The organism is Dorea ammoniilytica (assembly GCF_025567415.1).
GTDB classification, from domain to species: Bacteria; Bacillota; Clostridia; order Lachnospirales; family Lachnospiraceae; genus Claveliimonas; species Claveliimonas ammoniilytica.
The window spans coordinates 67151-89608 of sequence record NZ_JAOQJV010000004.1 but is presented as its reverse complement, the minus strand read 5'-3'; the positions used below and the strand labels follow the sequence as shown (position 1 = coordinate 89608).

The following is a 22458-nucleotide window of genomic DNA, read 5'->3' as shown; positions in this document are numbered from 1 at the left end:
TGATGAATAAAAGAGTGCTGGTTGTAGACGATGAGAAGCTGATCGTAAAGGGAATCCGCTTCAGTCTGGAACAGGATGATATGAAGGTAGATTGTGCGTATGATGGCGAGGAGGCACTGAAACTTGCGAGAGAGAATACGTATGATATGATCCTGCTGGATATTATGCTTCCGAAATTCGACGGATTCGAAGTGTGCAGACAGATCCGGGAGTTTTCGGATGTGCCGATTATCATGCTGACAGCAAAAGGGGATGACATGGATAAGATCCTGGGACTGGATTACGGTGCAGATGATTACATTACCAAGCCGTTCAATATTCTGGAAGTGAAAGCAAGGATCAAGGCGATTTTCAGGAGAATCGGACGAAAAGATGCATCAGAAGATGAGAAGATGCTGGTTCACAGAGATATGAAGATTGATTATGAGAGCCGGAGAGTATTTATCGCTGACCGGGAAGTGAACCTGACGGCCAAGGAATTCGATCTTCTGGAGCTTCTGGCAAAGAATCCGAATAAAGTATACAGCAGAGAGAATCTGTTGAATATGGTCTGGGGCTACGAATATCCGGGGGATGCAAGAACAGTGGATGTACATATCCGGAGACTGAGAGAGAAGATTGAGACACATCCAAGCGATCCAAAGTATGTGTATACAAAGTGGGGAGTTGGTTATTATTTCAAGGCTTAAACGTTATATCAGAATCAGAGTATTCAAGAGCCTGCGCCTGTATATTACGGTGCTTTTGATGCTTGTCGGCATCATTCCGTGCCTGGTGCTTAAAGGGCTGGTTCTTAAAAGCTATGAGACCAGAGCAGTCGAAGTGCGTACTGCCGAAATCCAGAATCAATGCACGATTCTGTGCAGTCAGCTCAGCAATTCTAACTATCAGGACAATGGCATTTCAGACATTATTCAATCAGAGCTTACACAGCTTGCAAATGTATATCATGGGCGGATTATGGTCATTGACAATGATTTCTGCATCATGAGTGACACGGATGATAAGGACGTGGGACGGAAGATGGTGGCAGAATCTGTAGTGAAATGTTTCCGCGGGGACAAGGCTTTTCGTTATGACAGGGATAACCGTTTTATCGAAGTGACCGCGCCCATCCGAGTGTCAGAAGACAGTGAGATCACAGGAGTGGTGCTTGTCAGTGTATCAACCGATACGGTTGCAGCGACCAAAGCACTGCTGGCAAAGAAAACGAATATGGTAGAGCTTGCGATTATTCTGATCGTAGTGATTGCAGCATTTTTCCTGGGAACGATCATGGTGCGTCCGTTTGCAAGGATTACCAGATCCATTGGAGATCTTCAGGATGGATATGATGCAGATTATCTGCACGTGTATACCTATAAAGAGACTACTCTGATCTCAGATGCATTTAACCAGATGCTTGGAAGATTGAAGAAGCTGGATGATTCCCGTCAGGAATTTGTGTCCAACGTGTCTCATGAACTGAAGACACCATTGACATCTATGAAGGTGCTGTCGGATTCTCTGTTGTCGCAGGAGGAAGTTCCGGTGGAACTGTACCGCGAATTTATGGGGGATCTGTCAGAAGAGATCGAGCGAGAGAATAAGATTATTAACGATCTGCTGTCTCTGGTGAAAATGGATAAGACAGCAGCAGCCATGAATATCCAGTCAGAGAATATCAATGAACTGATTGAAAAGATTCTGAAGCGTCTGCAGCCGCTTGCATCGGAGGCAAATGTGGAAGTAGTATACGAAAGCTTTCGTCCGGTAACGGCAGAGGTGGATGAAGTGAAGCTGTCGCTTGCCATTTCCAATCTGGTAGAGAATGCGATCAAGTATAATCGGGAGAATGGCTGGGTACATGTCTCTTTAAATGCAGATCATAAGTATGTCTATATAGAAGTGGCAGATTCTGGGATCGGTATTCCGGAGACAGAGACGGAGCATATATTTGAGCGATTCTATCGGGTGGATAAGTCGCATTCCAGAGAGATCGGCGGTACCGGACTTGGACTTTCCATTGCGCGCAATGCAGTAGTTATGCACCGTGGTGCAATCAAAGTGTTCAGCCAGCCGGGGGAAGGTACGACATTTTCCGTAAGAATCCCGATCAATTATGCAGGTTAGGAGGCAAGTATGAAAAAGAGTGGATGGATGATCGCATTGCTTATGTTCGGTTGTCTTCTGACAGTGGGATGCCATAAGGAAGAATCTTATGATATGCAGATCTATTATCTCAATTCAGAAGAAACAGCATTGAATACCGAGGGATATAATCTGAAGTCTGATAAAGCAGAAGGGCAGGTACAGGAAGTCCTGAAGAAGATGCAGAATCCAAAGGATTCGGTAGAATGTGTGCCTGCAATTCCGACAGATCTGATGATCACAGATATTCGCCTGGAAGACGGAAGGCTGGATCTGTATTTCAGTGAGGATTATAACATTCTGGATGCGGCATCGGAGGCACTTTTGCAGGCTGCGGTGGTACAGACTGTGACACAGATTGATGGAGTGGAGCGAGTACAGTTCCATGTAGCCGACGAGGTGCTGAAAGATCATCATGGCGATGAGGTGGGTTATCTGCGCAGTGAGGACTTTGTGCAGAAATAAGAGAACTGATAGAAAAGATTATACGAAAAATCATTAATAAGATAAAAGATAAAATAAATAAAAGAAAACTATTTGCTCTATGTGTGCTGTATCTGGTCATTATGCTGGTTATGGTAAGTCGTGAAATGATGACTGGTGCAGGAATATTTGTTACATTTCCGGTGGATACAGTGGAAAACGGAAGATTGGTGACGGTAACGGGTGAGGTGTTTCGGATAGACGAAACGGAAGAGTATCAGACATTATATCTGAAAAGGGTTGGAATCAGTGATGGCAGACAGAACATACAGGAGCGATATTTTCTTGCATATGTCAAAGGAAATCATTCCTTTGCACTTGGCAATAAGATAAAGGCGTCCGGATCTCTGGAATTCTTTGAGAATGAAAGAAATCCCGGCGCTTTTTCCAGAAAGAAGTATTATCGGACACAAGGAATTCCTGCCTGTATCTGGGCAGAAGAAGCAGAACTTGTGAATAGGAATACGGATCTGTTCAGGGAAAGACTGAGGCTCTTAAGAAAGAGATGGTCGGAAACTGTCCTGCAGATTCTGGGAGAGAAAAAAGGCGGGATACTGAATGCTATGCTTCTGGGAGATAAGCAGAAGATGGACGCTGAGATAAAAGAGCAGTATCAGTTAAATGGGATTGCCCATATACTGGCAATATCCGGGCTGCATCTGTCTTTTGTCGGACTTGGATTTTATCGTTTTGTGCGCAGAACAAGTGGCTCGTATCTGGCGGGAGGCTTGGCAGGGATTACATTTCTGTTGCTTTATATTGCCATGATCGGCTGTACTGTATCGGCAGTCCGGGCGGTAATTATGTTCTGTATGCAGGTGGGAGCTGATATGACGGGCAGAGTGAATGACAGGTTGACCGCGTATACACTTGCCATGGCAGGTGTGATCTGGTGGAGACCGCTGGCATTTCTTGATGCAGGTTTTCAGTTGTCTTTCGGTGCAGTAGGAGCGGTGCTGTTTCTTTATCCGATAATCGCGTCAGAGAAGAATGCGTTTGGAAAACTGGCAGAGAGTCTAAGGGTCAGCGTTTGCATTGAACTTCTTACAGTTCCGGTGATCCTGCATCATTATTACGAACTGCCGACCTGGTCGGTGTTATTGAATCTGATCGTGATTCCACTTATGAGTCTGGTGCTGTTGCTTGGGTTTCTGGGTGGTATGGGACTTATGCTGATACGTCCGGCAGGAATCGGTATGCTGTATGGATGTGGATATATCCTGGATTTTTTTGAATTGTTGTGTAAGGGTATGGAATATCTTCCCGGAAGAAGACTGACAACCGGAAGACCGGGAACCGCCGGGATCATTTTGTATTATATGATATTAGCAATCGTTGTGTTTTGGTACCGCAAGCAGAAAGAAGTGTGCGAAGAAGTGAAGGACGTGCACTTCATGCCAGGGACAGGCTTGCGGCTCATTTTATTGGCAGCAGGCATTTTTGCATTGGTGATGAATTGTCCTGCGTTCCGTCACACAGGGCTGGAAATCACATTTTTGGACGTAGGACAGGGAGACTGTGCTTTTGTGCGGACGGAGGGTGGGAGGACCTGTCTGATTGATGGAGGCAGCAGTGATACGAAGAAGGTGGGACGATATCAGATCGAGCCATTTCTAAAATGCAGAGGAGTGAGAAGGCTCGACTATGTATTTGTCAGTCACGGAGATATGGATCATATCAATGGTTTGGAAGAGCTGCTTGAGCGGCAGCAGGAAGGTATAGCCATCGCCTGTATGGTATTGCCGGAGCGGAAGTTATGGGATGGCAAGCTGGAACAGCTTTACGAGCTGGCGACATCCAATGGAATCCGTGTTGTAACAATACAGAAAGGTCAGGAGATTTCATGGGAAGATGTGACACTTACCTGTCTGGAACCGTGTGCAGAGAGATTTGAGAAAGCAAGTGGTGAGATATCGGGTAATGCAGCATCTATGGTGCTGGAATTACAGTATGGAGAATTGAAGGTGCTGTTTACCGGAGATGTGGAAGGTGAGGGAGAAGAAATACTGACAGAAGATATGAAAGAAGACTGTACAGTATTAAAAGTTGCGCATCATGGATCAAGAAATTCTACTTCAGAAGCATTTCTTAAGAAATCGGAACCGATGCTTGCCATTATTTCAGCAGGACGGGAAAACCGGTACGGGCATCCACATGCGGAGACAATGGAACGGTTAACAGTGGAAGGGTGCAGTATTTTGAATACGGCAGAATGCGGTGCGATTACTCTCAGACAGACTGGAAAAGAGGTGGCAAATTTGCGGATTATCCAGTATAATAGGTTCTATGAAAAGTTTGAATGAAGATATTAAGCAGGGACAATTTAAGAATATATATCTGCTGTACGGGGAAGAGGATTATCTGAAAAAGCAGTACAGGGACCGGCTGGTGAAAGCGATGCTGCCGGAGGGTGATACTGTGAATTATGCCCATTATGAAGGTAAGGGAATTCCTGTCGGAGGGATCATTGATCTGGCTGAGACGATGCCTTTTTTTGCAGAACGCAGACTGATCGTTATTGAGGATTCCGGGCTGTTTAAGAGTAGTGCGGCGGAGTTTGCGGATTATATAAAGAATCTGCCGGAGACCACCTGTTTTCTGTTTGTGGAGAATGAAATCGACAAACGGAATAAGCTATACAAGGTAGTGAAGGATAAAGGACGCGTGGTAGAGATGGCGCGTCAGGATGAGAAGACGTTGACAATCTGGCTGATGGGACTGATCCGTAAGGAAGGCAAGCAGATCCGAGAGTCCACGATCCGGCACATCCTGGATCGGGCAGGCACGGATATGAAGAATCTTGAGACAGAGATGGAGAAGCTTTTCACCTATACGATCGATCGGGATGAGATTACAGACGAGGATGTGGATGCGGTGTGTACCGCACAGATTGAAGGACACATTTTTGAGATGGTAGATGCAGTAGCGGTTGGGGATAAGAAGAAAGCCCTGGATTATTATTATGATCTGCTGGCACTTAAGGAGCCGCCGATGCGTATCTTATACATGCTGACCAAGCAGTTCCGGTCACTTCTGGTGGTACAGTCACTGATGCGGCGGGGCATGGCACAGAAGCAGGTTGCTTCTGAAGCGGGGCTTCATCCATTTGTAGCAGGCAAATGCATGCGACAATGCCGAAGCTTCAGCCAGGATCAGCTAAAGGATATTCTGGAACTTGGAGTAGAATTGGAAACAGACGTTAAGACAGGGCGTATGAAGGATACGACCTGTGTGGAATTATTTATACTGTCTCCGCAGACCGGTGGACAGCAGAGAGCTTAGAACAGTCTGACGAAGATAGAGCAGAAGAATTTAGAAGAAGATGGAAGGAAGATAAGAAAAACATGGCAGGAACAGACCAGAGTAAAATTCGTAACTTTTGTATTATAGCGCATATCGACCACGGGAAATCGACCCTGGCAGACCGTATTATTGAGATGACAGGACTTCTGACCAGCCGGGAGATGCAGGCGCAGGTACTGGATAATATGGAGCTTGAGCGAGAACGTGGTATCACGATTAAGTCTCAGGCAGTGCGTACGGTGTATAAGGCGAAAGATGGAGAAGAGTATATCTTTAACCTGATCGACACTCCGGGACATGTAGACTTTAATTACGAGGTATCCAGAAGTCTGGCGGCCTGTGATGGCGCAATCCTTGTAGTAGATGCAGCGCAGGGTGTGGAAGCACAGACCCTCGCTAATGTATATCTGGCATTGGATCACGATCTGGATGTGATGCCGGTGATCAACAAGATTGATCTTCCGAGCGCAGAGCCGGAGCGTGTTATTGAGGAGATTGAAGATGTGATCGGTATTGAAGCAGAGGATGCACCACGTATTTCTGCCAAGACCGGACTGAATGTAGAGGAAGTACTGGAGCAGATTGTAGAGAAGATTCCGGCTCCGGGCGGAGATCCAAAGGCACCGCTGCAGGCACTGATCTTTGACTCATTATATGATGCTTATAAGGGCGTCATCGTGTTCTGCCGTCTGATGGAAGGTACGATAAAGAAGGGTACGCCGATTCGCATGATGGCGACCGGAGCAGAGGCAGAGGTTGTTGAAGTGGGATATTTCGGAGCAGGACAATTTATTCCATGTGACGAACTGAGTGCAGGTATGGTAGGCTATGTGACCGCCAGTCTGAAGAATGTAAAGGACACCCGTGTGGGTGATACGATCACGAATGCGCAGGATCCTTGTGCAGAGCCATTGCCGGGATATAAGAAGGTGAATCCGATGGTATATTGCGGACTCTATCCGGCGGACGGAGCCAAGTATCCGGACCTTCGTGACGCACTGGAAAAGTTACAGTTAAATGATGCATCGCTGCAGTTTGAGCCGGAGACATCAATTGCATTGGGATTTGGATTCCGCTGCGGCTTCCTGGGACTTTTGCATTTAGAGATCATTCAGGAGCGTCTGGAGAGAGAATATAATCTGGATCTGGTAACAACAGCACCGGGCGTTATTTACAAGGTGCATAAGACCAATGGAGAGGTCATGGATCTGACGAATCCGTCGAACCTGCCAGACCCATCTGAGATTGAATACATGGAAGAGCCAATGGTAAAAGCAGAGATCATGGTGACTTCAGAATATATCGGAACGATCATGGATCTGTGTCAGGAACGCAGAGGTATCTATCAGGGCATGGAATATATCGAAGAGACCAGAGCAGTACTGCACTATCACCTGCCGCTGAATGAGATCATTTACGATTTCTTTGATGCGCTGAAATCCCGCTCCAGAGGTTATGCATCGTTTGATTATGAGATGCTTGGCTATCAGCAGTCCAACCTTGTGAAGCTGGACATTCTGATTAACAAAGAGACAGTGGATGCATTGTCATTTATCGTATTTGAGGGCAGTGCATACGAGCGCGGCAGAAAGATGTGTGAGAAGCTGAAAGAGGAGATTCCGAGACATCTCTTTGAGATTCCGATCCAGGCAGCAGTGGGAAGTAAGATTATTGCCAGAGAGACGGTAAAAGCGATGCGTAAGGACGTGCTTGCCAAGTGCTATGGCGGTGATATTTCGCGTAAGCGTAAGCTGCTGGAGAAACAGAAGGAAGGTAAGAAGCGTATGCGTCAGGTGGGCAATGTAGAGATTCCGCAGGAAGCATTTATGAGTGTATTGAAGCTGGATGAGAATTAATGAAAAAAGAATTAGAATTATATCTGCATATTCCCTTTTGTGTAAGCAAATGCAAGTACTGTGACTTTCTGTCGGCACCATCTGGTGAAGAACAACGGCAGATCTATGTCGAACGGTTATGCCGCAGGATCCGTTACTGGTCGGATGTGATACACAATTATGGATATGAGATCGTCAGTATATTTGTGGGCGGGGGAACTCCGTCCATTTTGACAGAAGCGCAGATCACGCAAGTTTTTGAAGCAGTTTATGAGAGCTTTCCAATCAGGGAAGATGCAGAGATCACGCTGGAAATGAATCCGGGAACCGATGTGAAAGATAAGCTTCCAGTGTATCGTAAGCTTGGAATCAATCGGCTGAGCATGGGGCTTCAGTCTGCTGATAACAAAGAACTGAAGTGTCTGGGACGAATTCACACATATGAAGATTTCAGACAGGTGTATCAGTGGGCAAGAGAGGCCGGATTTACCAATGTTAACGTGGATCTCATGTCAGCGATTCCGGGACAGACATTGGAGAGTTACGTAGATACACTTCGAAAGGTGGCAGATCTTGAACCAGAACACATTTCTGCATACAGTCTGATCATTGAGGAAGGTACGCCGTTTTGTGAGCGGTATGGGGAAGGCAGACACGCAGAAGAACTGCCAGATGAGGATACAGAACGGCAGATGTATGTGCGCACCAGAGAGATTCTGGAAGACTATGGTTATCACCGCTATGAGATCTCTAATTATGCGAAAGATGGTTATGAATGCAGGCACAATCTGGGTTACTGGGACAGAAAAGAATATCTGGGACTCGGCGCAGGTGCATCGTCACTGATGGATCATATCCGATGGAAGGAACCAGATCATATCGGACCGAGTACGGGACTGGTGCTGGAAGAGCGGGAAGACTTCACCAGACTCAGCAGAAAAGATGAGATGGAAGAATTTATGTTCCTGGGACTACGTAAGATCAAAGGTGTGTCGGAACAAGATTTTTATAAATCATTCAAAGTGTCGATGGATGAAGAATATAAAGATAATATAGAAAATCTGATAAAAGAGGGACTGTTAGTAAGAGAAGAGGATCGGATCCGACTGACAGACCGGGGAATTGATCTCAGTAATTATGCACTCAGTCAGTTCCTGTTAGGGAAATAAAAAACACAGCCACTGGAACTTCCATGGCTGTGTTTTTTACTTTACAGGAAATTGCTTTCCTGTAAAGTAAAAATCGCTCCGCGAGAATGTGCCAAGGCACATTCTTTGCTCTTGTATATTACCGTTCGTCTTTGTGAGCCAGAGCTGCCTCTACGAATCCGCGGAATAACGGATGTGGGCGGTTTGGTCTGGACTTCAGTTCCGGATGTGCCTGAGTGGCGATAAACCACGGATGTTCCGGAATCTCTACCATCTCTACGATACGTCCGTCCGGTGACAGCCCGGAGAGCATCATGCCTGCTTTTTCCAGCTGGTCACGGTAGTCATTATTAACCTCGTAACGATGACGATGACGTTCCTCGATATTTTCTGAACCATAGAGCTGATACGCCTTTGACTCTTTGTTCAGTACACATGGATAAGAACCAAGTCTCAGTGTACCACCGATGTCTTCGATGCCGATCTGATCCGGCATGATGTGAATGACAGGGTTCGTTGTCTGAGGATCAAGTTCTACGCTGTGTGCGTCTTTCAGTCCGACTACATCTCTTGCAAATTCTACGATGGAAAGCTGCATACCAAGACACAGTCCCAGGAATGGGAGACCGTGGGTTCTTGCATAGCGGATCGCTTCGATCTTACCATCGATACCGCGGTCGCCGAAACCTCCCGGTACCAGAATACCATCTACATCACTGAACAGCTCGTCCGCATTCTCAGGAGTCACTGTTTCAGAGTCAATCCATTTGATGTGTACCGTAGCACGGCTAAAGATACCGCCGTGTTTCAATGCCTCTACAACACTGATATAAGCATCGTGAAGCTGGATATATTTGCCGACCAGGGCAACAGTTACATCAGTATTCGGATGCTTCAGGTAGTCCACCATCTCTGTCCAGTCTTTCAGATCCGGTTCCGGGCATTCCAGGTGCAGACATTCGCAGACAGCACCGGCCAGATTCTCCTTTTCCATGGCGAGTGGTGCTTCATACAGATATTCTACGTCCAGATTCTGCAGTACGTGATTAGACGGTACATTACAGAACAGTGCGATCTTATCCTTGATGCCGTCAGTCAGCGGGTGTTCAGAACGGCAGACAAGGATGTCCGGCTGGATACCCATTCCCTGGAGATCTTTTACGCTGGCCTGGGTAGGCTTGGTTTTCATTTCCTGAGATGCACGCAGATAAGGAATCAATGTAACATGGATCAGGATGACATTCTCATGTCCTTTATCGTGTTGGAACTGACGGATTGCCTCCAGGAAAGGCTGGCTTTCGATATCGCCTACCGTGCCGCCAACCTCGATGATGGCAATCTCTGTATCCTTAGCAGCAGGATTCCGATGGAATCTGCTCTTGATTTCATTTGTAATATGAGGAATTACCTGTACGGTACCTCCGCCGTAATCACCGCGGCGTTCTTTGTGAAGTACAGACCAGTAGATCTTTCCAGTGGTAACATTGGAATTCTTGGTCAGGCTTTCATCGATAAAACGTTCATAATGTCCCAGGTCCAGGTCAGTCTCAGCTCCGTCATTGGTAACAAATACCTCGCCGTGCTGTACCGGGTTCATTGTGCCTGGGTCAATGTTAATATAAGGATCGAATTTCTGCATGGTTACTTTGTAACCGCGTGCTTTTAAAAGACGTCCCAGAGAAGCAGCTGTGATTCCTTTACCGAGTCCGGATACCACTCCGCCTGTAACAAATACGTATTTTACTGCCATGTGTTCCTCCTTCATATATATGCAGGGGATACCTGCATGTTATCTGATACTATAATACACCGGATTATTTGGCAAATACAGGATTTTTTTCAAATTTGGCTTCATAAGTTGCCTGGATAGACAACTTTTTAAACATTCTGCTGTCTACGTTGCTGACCATGACAGAAGTGTGCGCCTGACATCCTTTCAGCTTCGGAAGCTGTTTCAGAACTTCCTGGGCAGTAGGGTCTGTGGCAGCACTTACGGACAGTGCGATCAATATTTCGTCGGTGTGAAGCCTTGGATTCTTGCTTCCAAGATAATTAACTTTTAATCTCTGGATAGGCTCAATCGCCTCCGGTGAAATGACTTTCCTCTCGTGATCAATACCGGCAAGTTCTTTTAATGCATTCAGAAGAAGTGCAGCTGATGCTCCCAGCAGATCGGATGTCTTGCCTGTGACGATACGTCCGTCTGGCAGTTCCAACGCTGAGGCTGGTGCGCCGGTCTCTTCTGCACGTTTCAATGCGGCATCCACAACATGGCGGTCGTGAACGGTGATTCCGGTCTGATTCATCAGCATCTCGATCTTGTATACTTCATTCTCCGTACATGCGCCTAACAGAAATCTGCGGCGGGAATCGTAGTAGCGGCGGATGATCTCCTGACGGGATGCTTCTCTGCAGGCTTCGTCATCACTGATGCAGAAACCTGCCATATTAACGCCCATGTCAGTCGGTGACTTGTATGGGCTTTCACCATAAATGCGTTCAAATGTGGCACACAGTACCGGGAAGATCTCTACGTCACGATTGTAGTTAACGGTAGTCTCTCCATAAGCTTCCAGATGGAACGGATCAATCATGTTGATGTCGTTCAGGTCTGCGGTAGCTGCTTCATATGCCAGGTTGACCGGATGATTCAATGGGATATTCCAGATCGGGAATGTCTCGAATTTGGCGTAGCCGGCTCTTACCCCACGTTTGTGTTCATGATAGAGCTGTGAAAGGCAGGTCGCCATCTTTCCGCTTCCAGGTCCCGGTGCTGTGACAATGACTAAAGGATGCGTGGTCTCGATGTAATCATTCTTACCATATCCCTCGTCGCTGACGATCAGTGGGACATTAGCCGGATATCCCGGTATTAAATAATGAATATACACTTTGATGCCAAGACGCTCCAGACGCTGCTTGAAGAGATCAGCGGCAGTCTGTCCGGCATATTGGGTAATGACAACACTTCCTACATAAAGACCTGAATTCATATAAGCTTCACGAAGGCGGATTACATCGGTATCGTAGGTTATCCCCAGATCTCCACGTACCTTATTCTTTTCAATGTCTCCGGCACTGATGACGATAACGATCTCAGCCTGGTCGGCCAGTTCTTTTAACATGCGCAGTTTGCTGTCCGGCTGAAAGCCTGGCAGTACTCTGGATGCATGGTAGTCATCAAAAAGCTTGCCTCCGAATTCCAGATACAATTTGTTATCAAAGTGGCTGATACGCTCACGGATGTGAGCAGACTGCATTTCCAGATACTTGTCGTTGTCAAATCCTAATTTCATTTGTATATTCCTCTTCCCCAATGTTATTGCTTTATCCTGCTGATAAAAACTCCAAATCCAAGTATACTACAAATTATATCCTGTTTACAATATTTTCATAAATTATTTGTTGATTTTAAATGGGTCGATATTTATAATTAGAACTGATAAACACAGGAGGACCACTATACTATGGATAATCAGAATAACAGAAATAGTAATAGAAATAATCAGAATGATAATAAGAATAACAAACCGGACAGACAGGGTATCTCCTTTGTCCTGCTGATCGCGTTGATTACTACATTTCTGGTGCTGTCACTCTATCAGTTCCAGAAGACATCATCTGCAGAAGAGATTACGTATGACAAGTTTCTGAACATGATCAAGCATCACAAGGTGCAGGAAGTTACGATTTCCAGTGACAAGATCATGATCAAGGCCAAGAAGGAAAAAGGCGAGACTACAGCGAAGGAATATTATACCGGAGTTGTGGATGATAATACCCTTTCCGAACGACTGTATGAGGCAGGTATTAAATATGAACAGGAGATACCGGATACGACTTCGATGATGGTATTGAATGTGATTGCGACCTTCCTGCCGGTCGTACTGATCGTGGCGATGTTCTACTGGAGCTTCAAGCGGATGTCTAAGGGTGGAGGCATGATGGGTATTGGCAAGAGCAATGCCAAGATGTATGTAGAAAAAGAGACCGGCGTTACATTTAAGGATGTAGCGGGACAAGACGAAGCGAAGGAATCTTTGCAGGAAGTCGTAGATTTCCTGCATAACCCTGGCAAATACACCGGTGTGGGAGCGAAGCTTCCGAAGGGAGCCCTGTTAGTAGGACCTCCGGGAACCGGTAAGACACTGCTTGCGAAGGCAGTAGCGGGAGAGGCGAAGGTGCCGTTTTTCTCGCTGTCAGGATCAGCATTTGTGGAAATGTACGTAGGTGTAGGTGCATCCAGAGTGCGCGACCTGTTTAAGCAGGCACAGCAGATGGCACCATGTATTATTTTTATCGACGAGATCGATGCTATCGGTAAGAGCCGTGATAATCAGTTGGGTGGCAATGATGAACGCGAGCAGACACTGAACCAGTTACTGGCTGAGATGGACGGATTTGATACGAACAAGGGACTGTTGCTTCTGGCAGCAACGAACCGTCCGGAGATTCTGGATCCGGCTCTTCTGAGACCGGGACGTTTCGACCGTCGTATCATCGTAGAACGTCCGGATCTGAAGGGACGTGTAGAGGTACTGAAAGTACATGCCAAGGATGTGCGTATGGATGAGACAGTGGATCTGGAAGAGATCGCACTGGCAACTTCCGGAGCAGTTGGTTCAGACCTTGCCAATATGATCAACGAGGCTGCGATCAATGCAGTTAAACATGGAAGGAATGCAGTATCGCAGAAAGACCTCTTTGAGGCTGTCGAAGTGGTACTGGTTGGTAAAGAAAAGAAAGACCGCATTATGAGTCAGGAAGAGCGACGTATCGTATCTTACCACGAGGTAGGACATGCACTGGTAAGTGCTCTCCAGAAGGATTCAGAGCCTGTACAAAAGATTACTATCGTACCGAGAACCATGGGTGCTCTCGGATATGTAATGCAGACACCGGAGGAAGAGAAGTTCCTGAATACCAAGAAAGAGCTGGAAGCAATGCTTGTCGGAATGCTTGGTGGACGTGCTGCGGAAGAGATTGTGTTTGATACGGTTACTACAGGTGCTTCGAATGATATTGAGAAGGCAACCAAGATTGCACGTTCCATGATCACACAGTATGGTATGAGCGAAAAGTTCGGACTGATCGGACTGGAATCTATTCAGAACCGTTATCTGGACGGAAGAGCCGTTATGAACTGTGGAGAGGCTACAGCAGCTGAGATCGATCAGGAAGTAATGGAGATGCTGAAGAAGGCATATGACGAAGCGAAACGTCTTCTTACAGAGCATAGAGAGGCTCTGGATAAGATCGCAGCATTCTTGATTGAGAAAGAGACTATTACCGGTAAGGAATTCATGAAGATTTTCCATGAAGTGGAAGGCATTGATCCGGATGCGCCGAAGAAGACCGAAGAGCGTATTGGTATGAAAACAGTACCGGGACGTGAGAAAGCAGTTGAAGCAGATCTGGCAGCAGAGAAGACAGTGGCAGAAGATACACCGGAAGAAAAGACGGTGCCTGAGACACCATCAGCCGATGTAGAATAAGATAAAAGGTATATGGGGAGAAAGCATTTGCTTTCTCCCTTTTCAGTATATGGGAAGATGATGTAGAATAGAGAATATGGAGAGGGGAAAGAGAGGCAGACAGATGTTTGATATACAGGAAGAATTGAAAAAGCTTCCGGGAAAACCGGGCGTATATCTGATGCATGGCGAGAAAGACGAGATTATCTATGTGGGTAAAGCAATCAGTCTGAAGAACCGGGTGCGGCAGTATTTTCAATCCAGCAGGAATAAAGGGCCGAAGATTGAACAGATGGTAACGCATATTACCAGATTTGAATATATCATCACAGATTCGGAGCTGGAAGCTCTGGTGCTGGAGTGTAATCTGATCAAGGAGCACAGACCGAAATATAATACTATGCTGATGGATGACAAGAGTTATCCATTTATTAAAGTGACGGTGCAGGAGCCATTTCCGAGGATCATGATGGCAAGACAGATGAAGAAGGATAAGGCGAAGTACTTTGGACCGTATACCAGTGTAGGAGCAGTGAGAGATACGATTGAGCTAATCCGGAAACTGTATAAGATCCGCAGCTGCAATCGGAGACTTCCGCGTGATATCGGGCTGGAGAGACCATGCCTGAATTATCATATCCATCAGTGTGGTGCACCTTGTCAGGGGTATGTGGATCAGCAGGAATACCGGGAATCCATCGATCAGGTACTGCAGTTTCTGAACGGCAATTATGATCTGATCCTGGGAGACCTGCAGCGTAAGATGGAAGAGGCGTCGGAGGCAATGGAATATGAACGGGCGATTGAATACCGGGATCTCCTGCAGAGTGTACAGAAAATCGCGCAGAAGCAGAAGATTACGGATACGGCCGGGGATGACAGAGATATTGTGGCAATGGCGAAGGATCTGGAGGATGCAGTCGTGCAGGTATTCTTTGTGCGTAATGGCAGACTGATCGGCAGAGATCACTTCTTCCTGCGACTGACAGGAGAGGAGACCAAGAGCGAGATCCTGTCCAGCTTTATCAAACAGTTCTATGCAGGTACACCGTATTTGCCGGCGGAACTGATGATGCAGGAAGAGCCGGGAGATATGGAGTTGCTGGAAGAATGGCTGACAGAAAAACGGGGGCATAAGGTACACATCCGGGTGCCGAAGAAAGGATCCAAGGAAAAGCTGGTCGAACTGGCACAGAGGAATGCAGCGTTGATCCTGACGAAGGATAAGGAACGCTTGAAGCGGGAAGAGGGTCGAACAATCGGTGCGGTTAAGGAGATTGAAAATCTGCTTGGAATGAAAGAGATTGTGCGTATGGAAGCCTATGACATTTCCAATATCAGCGGCTATGCATCGGTAGGATCTATGGTTGTGTATGAGAAAGGACGGCCGAAGCGCAGTGACTATCGTAAGTTCCGGATTAAGAGCGTGCAGGGACCGGATGATTATGCCAGCATGGAAGAGGTGCTGACACGCCGGTTTGAACATGGCAGAAGGGAACGTGAAGAAGGAAGCATGGAGAACAGCTTTACTGCATTTCCAGATCTGATCCTGATGGACGGCGGACGCGGTCAGGTAAATATTGCATTGGAAGTATTAGATAAATTACGGATCCATATTCCGGTATGCGGTATGGTAAAGGACGATAATCACAGAACGCGAGGACTGTATTATAATAATGTGGAGATTCCGATCGACCGTAATTCGGAAGGGTTTAAGTTGATCACAAGGATTCAGGATGAAGCACATCGCTTTGCAATTGAGTATCACAGGAAGCTTAGAGGACAGGGACAGGTGCATTCTGTACTGGATGATATACCAGGCATCGGACCTGCCAGAAGAAAGGATCTGATGCGGAGATTTCCGGGACTGGAAGCCATCCGTAATGCAGATGTGGAGACGCTGAAAGAACTGCCGTCTATGAACGAAGCAGCGGCCGAATCTGTCTACAATTTTTTCCATCCCAAGGTGTAAGACGGAGGGAAGTATGATATAATAAACATTAACGAGCGCAAATCTTTTTGTGCCATTCTATTATGGAACGAACATCAAAAGATACAGGAGGAAATAATTATGCCCAGAATAGAAATGTCTAAGCTTGTGGAGAAGATGGATCTTAAGAATCTAACACCGGATGTGGATCTGTCAGGTATTTATCTGGAAGAACCAGAAGTGAACCGTCCGGCATTACAGCTGACCGGTTATTTTGATCATTTTGACAATCAGCGTATCCAGATCATCGGATATGTAGAGTATACATTTCTGGAACGGATGGATCCGGAAGAAAAGGAGCGGATCTATGACCAGCTTCTTGCATGTCGCATTCCGTGTCTGATCTTCTGCAGAAATATGAGACCGGATAAGATACTGGTGGAGAAAGCAGAAAAAGCTGATATTCCGGTATTTATTACAGAAAAGGTAACCTCCGCATTCATGGCAGAAGTAATACGCTGGCTGAATGTACAGCTTGCACCGTGTATTTCCATTCATGGTGTGTTAGTGGATGTATATGGTGTCGGTGTGCTGATTACAGGAGAAAGTGGTATTGGTAAAAGTGAGGCAGCTCTGGAGCTGATCAAGCGAGGCCATCGTCTGGTCAGTGATGATGTGGTAGAAATCCGCAGAGTCAGCGATGATACTCTGGTGGGTACAGCACCGGATATCACAAGGCATTTCATTGAGCTGCGGGGTATCGGTATTGTAGATGTTAAGACATTGTTTGGTGTCTTAAGTGTACGCGAGACACAGAATATTGATCTCGTAATCCGTCTGGAAGACTGGAACCGTGAAAAAGCATACGAACGCCTGGGACTGGAAGAGGAGTACACAGAGTTCCTTGGCAATAAAGTCGTATGTCATCAGCTTCCGATCCGTCCGGGACGTAATCTGGCGATTATCGTAGAGACCGCTGCAATTAACCACAGACAGAAGCAGATGGGTTATAATGCTGCTCAGGAGCTGTACAAGCGTGTAGAGGAAAGTATGACTAAGAAAGGAAAATAAAAGGATGAGATATTGCATGGGTGTGGATGTCGGGGGTACCAGTGTGAAGCTTGGTCTCTTCGAGACAGAGGGCAAACTGCTGGACAAGTGGGAAATTCCGACCAGGAAGGAGAATCATGGGGAACAGATTCTTCCGGATGTGGCAGCATCGATTCTGGAGAAATTAGAGGAGAGGAAGATCCGGAGAAAAGATGTGGCCGGAGTAGGAATGGGAATCCCTGCACCGGTTGATTCAGAAGGTGTTGTACAGCAGACAGCGAATGTCGGCTGGGGATATAAGGAAGTTACAAGAGAACTCAGCGAACTGCTTGACGGTATGCGGGTAGAAGCCGGGAATGACGCCAATGTAGCTGCTATGGGCGAGATGTGGCTGGGGGCCGGAAGAGGCGAAAAAAATGTTGTCATGGTAACCCTTGGCACAGGTGTTGGCGGTGGTGTGATCGTGAATGGTCATATGATTGTCGGGCAACATGGCGCGGGCGGCGAGATCGGACATATCTGTGTGAACCGTGAGGAAGAGGATGCCTGTGGATGTGGACTGCATGGATGTCTGGAACAGTACGCATCTGCAACTGGAATTGCAAAGCTGGCAAGAAAGGCCTTGAGTGGGGAACATGAAGAGACTGTGCTTCATGGAGAACCAAGTGCCAAAGATGTGTTTGATGCAGTAAAAGCGGGAGATGCACTTGCAACTCGCATTGCGGATGAATTCGGACGATATCTTGGAGCGGCATTGGCGAGTCTTGCTGTAGTGGTGGATCCGGCAGTGTTTGTAATCGGTGGCGGTGTGTCAAAAGCAGGTCCGGTATTGATTCCGTTTGTGGAAAAGGAATTCCAGAAGAGAGCATTCTTTGCGAATAAAGATACGAAGATTGTATTAGCTGAACTTGGCAATGATGCAGGTATCTGTGGAGCTGCAAGGTTGATTTTGAATTAAATACACGATACATAAAAGGAGTGAAGTTCCAATTGAACTTCACTCCTTTTGAGTTAACTTTTAAATTTGTAGATACCTCTCAGATTCGGTAAGAGCAATCTTGCAGAGGGCTGCTCCGGAGTTGGTGTCTCTCCACCTCCGTTTTCACCGCCACCAGTATTACCACCGGAATTGCCGCCAGTGTTGCCACCAGAATTACCGCCGGTGTTACCGCCAGAATTGCCACCGGTGTTACCACCAGTGTTGCCACTGTTATCAGTGTTACCGGTGCTTCCAGAACCATTTTCACTGCTATTGGTTGATTCTTCGTCTGTAGAGTCACTTTCTTCATAATAATCACCGTGTCCCGGACAGGTCTCATCAGGTACAGAACCTTTTGCAAAATATTCCGTTACTGTAGGGCAGGATGGTCTTGCCAGACATCCGGTGATCGAGCATACAGATTTCTTTTCTACACTGGAAGGCATGGTAAAATCTTTTTCTTCCAGATTTGCATGAACTCTGCTCATAATGCTTTTCCAGATTCGGAAACGATACTGGGTATCGATACCTGTCAGTGACTTGTTCTCGTCATATCCGCCCCATACTGCACAGGTGTAATATGGAGTGAAAGCACAGAACCAGAGGTCCTGATCGTGGTCAGTGGTACCGGTCTTACCGGCTACCGGCATGTTGTCAAGCTGCGCATTGCGTCCGGTACCGCTGGTAACAACGTCTTCCATGGCACTGGTGAGCAGTGCAGCAGTGGAATCTTTAATTACTGTCTTAGTCTCTTTATTACCTTCCAGAAGAACATTACCGTCATGGTCAAGGATCTTGGTATAAAGAGTTGGCGTGTTGTATACGCCGCCGTTAGCAATCGTTGCAAATGCTCCGCAGAGCTGATAGTTATATACACCGTTAGTCAGACCACCAAGTGCGATGGATTCTACTTTGTCAGAATCCTCCAGGGTGGTGATTCCGAAGTTCTTAGCATACTGATATCCCAGTGCAGGTGTTACTTCGTCAATTGTCTTAACAGCGCATACATTCTGTGACTGTTCAATGGCTTTTCTCATGGTAATGTCACCAAGATAACTTCCGGATGCATTCTTCAGAGAAGCCCCATTGGAATAATGCCATGGTTCATCGCGGATGATGGTTGCCAGTGTCTGACCACATGCATCCAGCGCAGGCGCGTAAGTGGAAAGAATCTTGAAACATGATCCCGGCTGTCTAGGGGAACCCTTGTATGCACGGTTCAGGCTCAGACTGGATGTTTTGGTGCCACGTCCGCCGACCATTGCTTTGATCTGTCCGTTGGATTGATCCATCAGTGTGACAGATGCCTGAGGCTGTGGAGTAAGAGTAAGGTTCTCTACGTAAGTGTCACCTTCCTGTGCAATGGTGGATTTCCATTCCTCTACAAAGGCTCTTGCTTCATCCTCAGAAGAATAGAGCAGTCCCTGCTTGTCACCTTTGACATTCTTCGCATAGTTACGCAGGTCGTTGGAGCCGTAATTTTCAACTGTTCCATCTGCACGGGTTACTGTCAGTGCGTAGGCAATACCAACTTCTGTCAGCCATGGATAGTTTTCTGAATTGTTCATTTCTTCATCGCAGATTTTCTGCATCTCTACATTCTGAGTAGAGTAAATGCTGAGTCCACCGCTGTACAGTGCATTGTATGCCTGTGTCTCAGAGTAGCCGAGACGATCCATCAGATCACTTACTACCTGTTCAGACAATGCATCTACAAAGTAGCTGTTTGGAGAATCCTGTCCAATCTCACTGTTAACAGTCTGGATTCTGGCATATACATCATCTGCCATTGCTTCATCGTAGGCAGCCTGATCAATATATCCCTGCTTAAGCATATTGCCCAGAACCTTTTTTCGTCTCTTTGCATTGGCTTCCGGCTGAGTGACTGGATCATAACCGGATGGATTCTGAGTAATACCTGCGATTACTGCCGATTCCGAAAGCGTAAGTTCGGATACATCCTTATTAAAATAGCGTTTGGAAGCAGCCTGAACACCCAGTGTGTTCTGCCCAAGGTTAATCGTGTTCATATAACACTCCAGGATCTCATCTTTGGACATCTGCTTTTCAATCTTCAGGGCAAGGTACTGCTCCTGGATCTTACGTTCCAGTTTTTCGGAAAATGTATTTTCAGATACGAAGTTCGGGAATACGTTGTTCTTGATCAGCTGTTGGGTAAGAGTACTGGCACCCTCACTGAAGTTACCACCGTGTGCGACACCTACAACGAAGGCACGCAGGATACCCTGTGGGTCAATTCCCTTATGATCATAGAAACGTTCGTCCTCAATTGCGACAAATGCATGCTGCAGATCAGTTGGTATCTCATCAATCGATTTGTAGATACGGTTGGATCCTGATGCAACGAAACGTTCCAGCTCTGTGGTTCCGTCATCTGCATACACAAAAGTAGTATAGCCACTTGGACGTACATCATCCGGAGAAATATCGGGCGAGTCGTTGATGATCTTTTTTACAAAGATGAGGCCGCCTACTCCCACACTTACACAGGCGACAAGTATCAAAAGCAAAAAGGCCTTGAATAATCGCACTCCCATGCGTTTTCCCTGCATGGTACCTTTGGAGGTGATTTCTTTTTGCCTTTTTGAAGCTTTTCGTCTTCCATAATTCATGAATTTAGCCTCCTTTATCCACAGTATTATACCAAACTTGATAATTTAAATAAAGAAAAAATTAAAATCTTCATATTTATGTAGGAAAATCTTAATAAATCCGTTATAGTAGTATTCAGGACAAGAAGGAAAGGTGAAAATATGCCAGAAGAATACAAGTTGGCCTATAGAGGCGGAACAGGTGAAATTGTAGAAAAAAAGTCTCGTTTTATTGCAGACGTAATGCCGGTGTCAAGTGAAGATGAAGCACAGGCATTTATTGCTGATATTAAAAAGAAATACTGGGATGCCAGACATCACTGCTTTGCATATGTGATCGGTGACCGACATGAACTTGCCAGATTCAGTGATGATGGGGAGCCGGGAGGTACAGCGGGAAAGCCAATGTTAGATGTGCTGATGGGAGAGGATATCCATAATGTAGCAGTGGTGGTGACCAGATATTTTGGAGGCACACTGCTTGGTACGGGAGGACTGGTAAGAGCATATTCCGGAGCAACGAAAGAGGGACTGGCCCATTCACAGATTATATCCCGGATTCGGGGAATAAAGCTTTCCGTAGATACCGGGTACGGAGACCTTGGTAAGATTCAATATATATTAGGAGAGCGAAAGATTACCATTCTGGATTCTGTGTACACAGATAAAGTGCAATTGACCTGCGTGATTCCTGTAGAGGAACTTACTGCAGTACAGGAAGAGATTACAGAAGGGACGGGGGCAAGAGTTTCTATGGAAGAGATAGGAGCTTGCTTTTATGCAGAGATAAATGGACAGATAAAAATCCTGGAGGAATGACCTCCAGGATTTTTGATATCAGGGATTATTCCTGAACTATTATGCATATTGTTTACTGAAATTCAGGCTCGATCAGACCAAATGTACCGTTCTTTCTCTTATACACGACATTAACTTCTTCTGTCTCTGCGTTAGAGAATACGAAGAAATCGTGTCCAAGAAGTTCCATCTGCACACAAGCATCTTCCGGGAACATTGGCTTGATACCAAACTTCTTTGTGCGCACGATCTGAATTTCGTCATTGCTGTCGATGGCAGGTTCTTCTTCAAAGAATTCCTGTTTGAAAGTACCGCCTTCCTGATGCCTTGCTATCAGTTTGTTTTTATATTTGCGAAGTTGACGTTCGATCACTTCTTCTACGAGGTCAATGGATACATACATATCTGTGCTTGTCTGCTCAGAACGGATGATATCACCTTTGACCGGAATGGTTACCTCAATCTTCTGACGGTCTCTTTCAACGCTTAAGGTTACGATAATCTCTGTGTCAGGTGTAAAATACCTCTCCAACTTACCAAGCTTACTGGTGACGCTGTCCTTCAGACCTGGGGTTACTTCGATGTTCTTTCCACTGATGATAAAATTCATAAAATCCACTCCTTTAACAGTGATTTTCAGAAATATAAAATGTCTGACAATTGATACTTCAAACAACAATCTTTCTGATATGTTGAGTATAGCACGTTTGTCAGAC

General features: G+C 46.1%; 16 protein-coding genes. 12 read left to right on the top strand and 4 right to left on the bottom strand.

Features of this window, described 5'->3' with window-relative positions; genetic code table 11:
* Positions 1-2: 2 nt before the first annotated feature.
* The 7 genes from OCV65_RS04985 (at position 3) to hemW (ending at position 8920) form a co-directional block, all read left to right on the top strand.
* Positions 3-689 carry a response regulator transcription factor gene (locus tag OCV65_RS04985; protein WP_262581248.1) on the top strand — a complete coding sequence of 229 codons (687 nt, stop codon included), beginning with the start codon at positions 3-5 and terminating at the stop codon, positions 687-689.
* Positions 646-2112 carry a sensor histidine kinase gene (locus tag OCV65_RS04980; RefSeq protein WP_262581149.1) on the top strand — a complete coding sequence of 489 codons (1467 nt, stop codon included), beginning with the start codon at positions 646-648 and terminating at the stop codon, positions 2110-2112. Before OCV65_RS04985 ends, OCV65_RS04980 begins: the two co-directional genes overlap by 44 nt.
* A gap of 9 nt (positions 2113-2121) precedes the next feature.
* On the top strand, positions 2122-2595 hold the full coding sequence (locus OCV65_RS04975; RefSeq protein WP_262581148.1) for a GerMN domain-containing protein: 474 nt from the start codon (positions 2122-2124) through the stop codon (positions 2593-2595).
* On the top strand, positions 2592-4916 hold the full coding sequence (locus tag OCV65_RS04970) for a DNA internalization-related competence protein ComEC/Rec2 (protein WP_317258786.1): 2325 nt from the start codon (positions 2592-2594) through the stop codon (positions 4914-4916). The genes OCV65_RS04975 and OCV65_RS04970 overlap by 4 nt, the downstream gene beginning before the upstream one ends.
* Complete coding sequence (gene holA / locus OCV65_RS04965) at positions 4900-5895, top strand: DNA polymerase III subunit delta (protein WP_262581147.1); 996 nt, start codon at positions 4900-4902, stop codon at positions 5893-5895. The genes OCV65_RS04970 and holA overlap by 17 nt, the downstream gene beginning before the upstream one ends.
* Positions 5896-5957: 62 nt before the next feature.
* Positions 5958-7772: a translation elongation factor 4 gene (lepA, locus tag OCV65_RS04960; protein WP_262581146.1), complete on the top strand. Its 1815-nt coding sequence runs from the start codon at positions 5958-5960 to the stop codon at positions 7770-7772.
* Complete coding sequence (gene hemW / locus OCV65_RS04955) at positions 7772-8920, top strand: radical SAM family heme chaperone HemW (protein WP_262581145.1); 1149 nt, start codon at positions 7772-7774, stop codon at positions 8918-8920. Before lepA ends, hemW begins: the two co-directional genes overlap by 1 nt.
* 118 nt (positions 8921-9038) lie before the next feature.
* Here hemW and OCV65_RS04950 read toward each other — a convergent pair whose 3' ends face one another.
* Together OCV65_RS04950 and OCV65_RS04945 are read right to left on the bottom strand one after the other, a co-directional pair.
* Positions 9039-10649, bottom strand: coding sequence for a CTP synthase (locus OCV65_RS04950; protein ID WP_262581144.1), 1611 nt, complete (start codon positions 10647-10649; stop codon positions 9039-9041).
* Between the two features lie 64 nt (positions 10650-10713).
* Complete coding sequence (locus OCV65_RS04945; protein ID WP_118451639.1) at positions 10714-12195, bottom strand: DUF1846 domain-containing protein; 1482 nt, start codon at positions 12193-12195, stop codon at positions 10714-10716.
* 171 nt (positions 12196-12366) lie between these two features.
* Here OCV65_RS04945 and ftsH point away from each other — a divergent pair, with 171 nt between their 5' ends.
* From ftsH to OCV65_RS04925, 4 genes are all read left to right on the top strand, one after another.
* Positions 12367-14394, top strand: a complete 2028-nt coding sequence (gene ftsH, locus OCV65_RS04940; protein WP_262581143.1) for an ATP-dependent zinc metalloprotease FtsH — start codon at positions 12367-12369, stop codon at positions 14392-14394.
* Between the two features lie 103 nt (positions 14395-14497).
* Positions 14498-16345: an excinuclease ABC subunit UvrC gene (uvrC, locus tag OCV65_RS04935; RefSeq protein ID WP_262581142.1), complete on the top strand. Its 1848-nt coding sequence runs from the start codon at positions 14498-14500 to the stop codon at positions 16343-16345.
* Between the two features lie 99 nt (positions 16346-16444).
* The gene (gene hprK / locus OCV65_RS04930) at positions 16445-17374 is read left to right on the top strand and encodes an HPr(Ser) kinase/phosphatase (RefSeq protein WP_118384126.1); all 930 of its coding nucleotides are present in this window, start codon (positions 16445-16447) and stop codon (positions 17372-17374) included.
* A 4-nt stretch (positions 17375-17378) separates the two neighbouring features.
* Positions 17379-18311, top strand: a complete 933-nt coding sequence (locus tag OCV65_RS04925; protein ID WP_262581141.1) for an ROK family glucokinase — start codon at positions 17379-17381, stop codon at positions 18309-18311.
* A 53-nt stretch (positions 18312-18364) separates the two neighbouring features.
* Here the strand turns inward: OCV65_RS04925 and OCV65_RS04920 are convergent, their stop codons facing one another.
* Positions 18365-20965, bottom strand: a complete 2601-nt coding sequence (locus OCV65_RS04920) for a transglycosylase domain-containing protein (RefSeq protein ID WP_262581140.1) — start codon at positions 20963-20965, stop codon at positions 18365-18367.
* Positions 20966-21106: 141 nt separating this feature from the next.
* Here OCV65_RS04920 and OCV65_RS04915 point away from each other — a divergent pair, with 141 nt between their 5' ends.
* Positions 21107-21763: a YigZ family protein gene (locus tag OCV65_RS04915; protein ID WP_262581139.1), complete on the top strand. Its 657-nt coding sequence runs from the start codon at positions 21107-21109 to the stop codon at positions 21761-21763.
* A gap of 52 nt (positions 21764-21815) precedes the next feature.
* On the opposite strand, the gene hpf is transcribed toward OCV65_RS04915, so the two are convergent.
* Positions 21816-22352 carry a ribosome hibernation-promoting factor, HPF/YfiA family gene (gene hpf / locus OCV65_RS04910; protein WP_262581138.1) on the bottom strand — a complete coding sequence of 179 codons (537 nt, stop codon included), beginning with the start codon at positions 22350-22352 and terminating at the stop codon, positions 21816-21818.
* Positions 22353-22458 lie beyond the last annotated feature (106 nt).

What these genes read in the sequence shown, in the direction of transcription:
- OCV65_RS04985 (WP_262581248.1), top strand. Translation starts at nt 3, where the DNA reads ATGAATAAAAGAGTGCTGGTTGTAGACGATGAGAAGCTGATCGTAAAG.
- OCV65_RS04950 (WP_262581144.1), bottom strand. Translation starts at nt 10,649, where the DNA reads ATGGCAGTAAAATACGTATTTGTTACAGGCGGAGTGGTATCCGGACTC.
- hprK (WP_118384126.1), top strand. Translation starts at nt 16,445, where the DNA reads ATGCCCAGAATAGAAATGTCTAAGCTTGTGGAGAAGATGGATCTTAAG.
- uvrC (WP_262581142.1), top strand. Translation starts at nt 14,498, where the DNA reads ATGTTTGATATACAGGAAGAATTGAAAAAGCTTCCGGGAAAACCGGGC.
- OCV65_RS04920 (WP_262581140.1), bottom strand. Translation starts at nt 20,965, where the DNA reads ATGAATTATGGAAGACGAAAAGCTTCAAAAAGGCAAAAAGAAATCACC.
- OCV65_RS04980 (WP_262581149.1), top strand. Translation starts at nt 646, where the DNA reads ATGTGTATACAAAGTGGGGAGTTGGTTATTATTTCAAGGCTTAAACGT.
- OCV65_RS04975 (WP_262581148.1), top strand. Translation starts at nt 2,122, where the DNA reads ATGAAAAAGAGTGGATGGATGATCGCATTGCTTATGTTCGGTTGTCTT.
- lepA (WP_262581146.1), top strand. Translation starts at nt 5,958, where the DNA reads ATGGCAGGAACAGACCAGAGTAAAATTCGTAACTTTTGTATTATAGCG.
- ftsH (WP_262581143.1), top strand. Translation starts at nt 12,367, where the DNA reads ATGGATAATCAGAATAACAGAAATAGTAATAGAAATAATCAGAATGAT.
- holA (WP_262581147.1), top strand. Translation starts at nt 4,900, where the DNA reads ATGAAAAGTTTGAATGAAGATATTAAGCAGGGACAATTTAAGAATATA.
- OCV65_RS04925 (WP_262581141.1), top strand. Translation starts at nt 17,379, where the DNA reads ATGAGATATTGCATGGGTGTGGATGTCGGGGGTACCAGTGTGAAGCTT.
- hemW (WP_262581145.1), top strand. Translation starts at nt 7,772, where the DNA reads ATGAAAAAAGAATTAGAATTATATCTGCATATTCCCTTTTGTGTAAGC.
- hpf (WP_262581138.1), bottom strand. Translation starts at nt 22,352, where the DNA reads ATGAATTTTATCATCAGTGGAAAGAACATCGAAGTAACCCCAGGTCTG.
- OCV65_RS04945 (WP_118451639.1), bottom strand. Translation starts at nt 12,195, where the DNA reads ATGAAATTAGGATTTGACAACGACAAGTATCTGGAAATGCAGTCTGCT.
- OCV65_RS04915 (WP_262581139.1), top strand. Translation starts at nt 21,107, where the DNA reads ATGCCAGAAGAATACAAGTTGGCCTATAGAGGCGGAACAGGTGAAATT.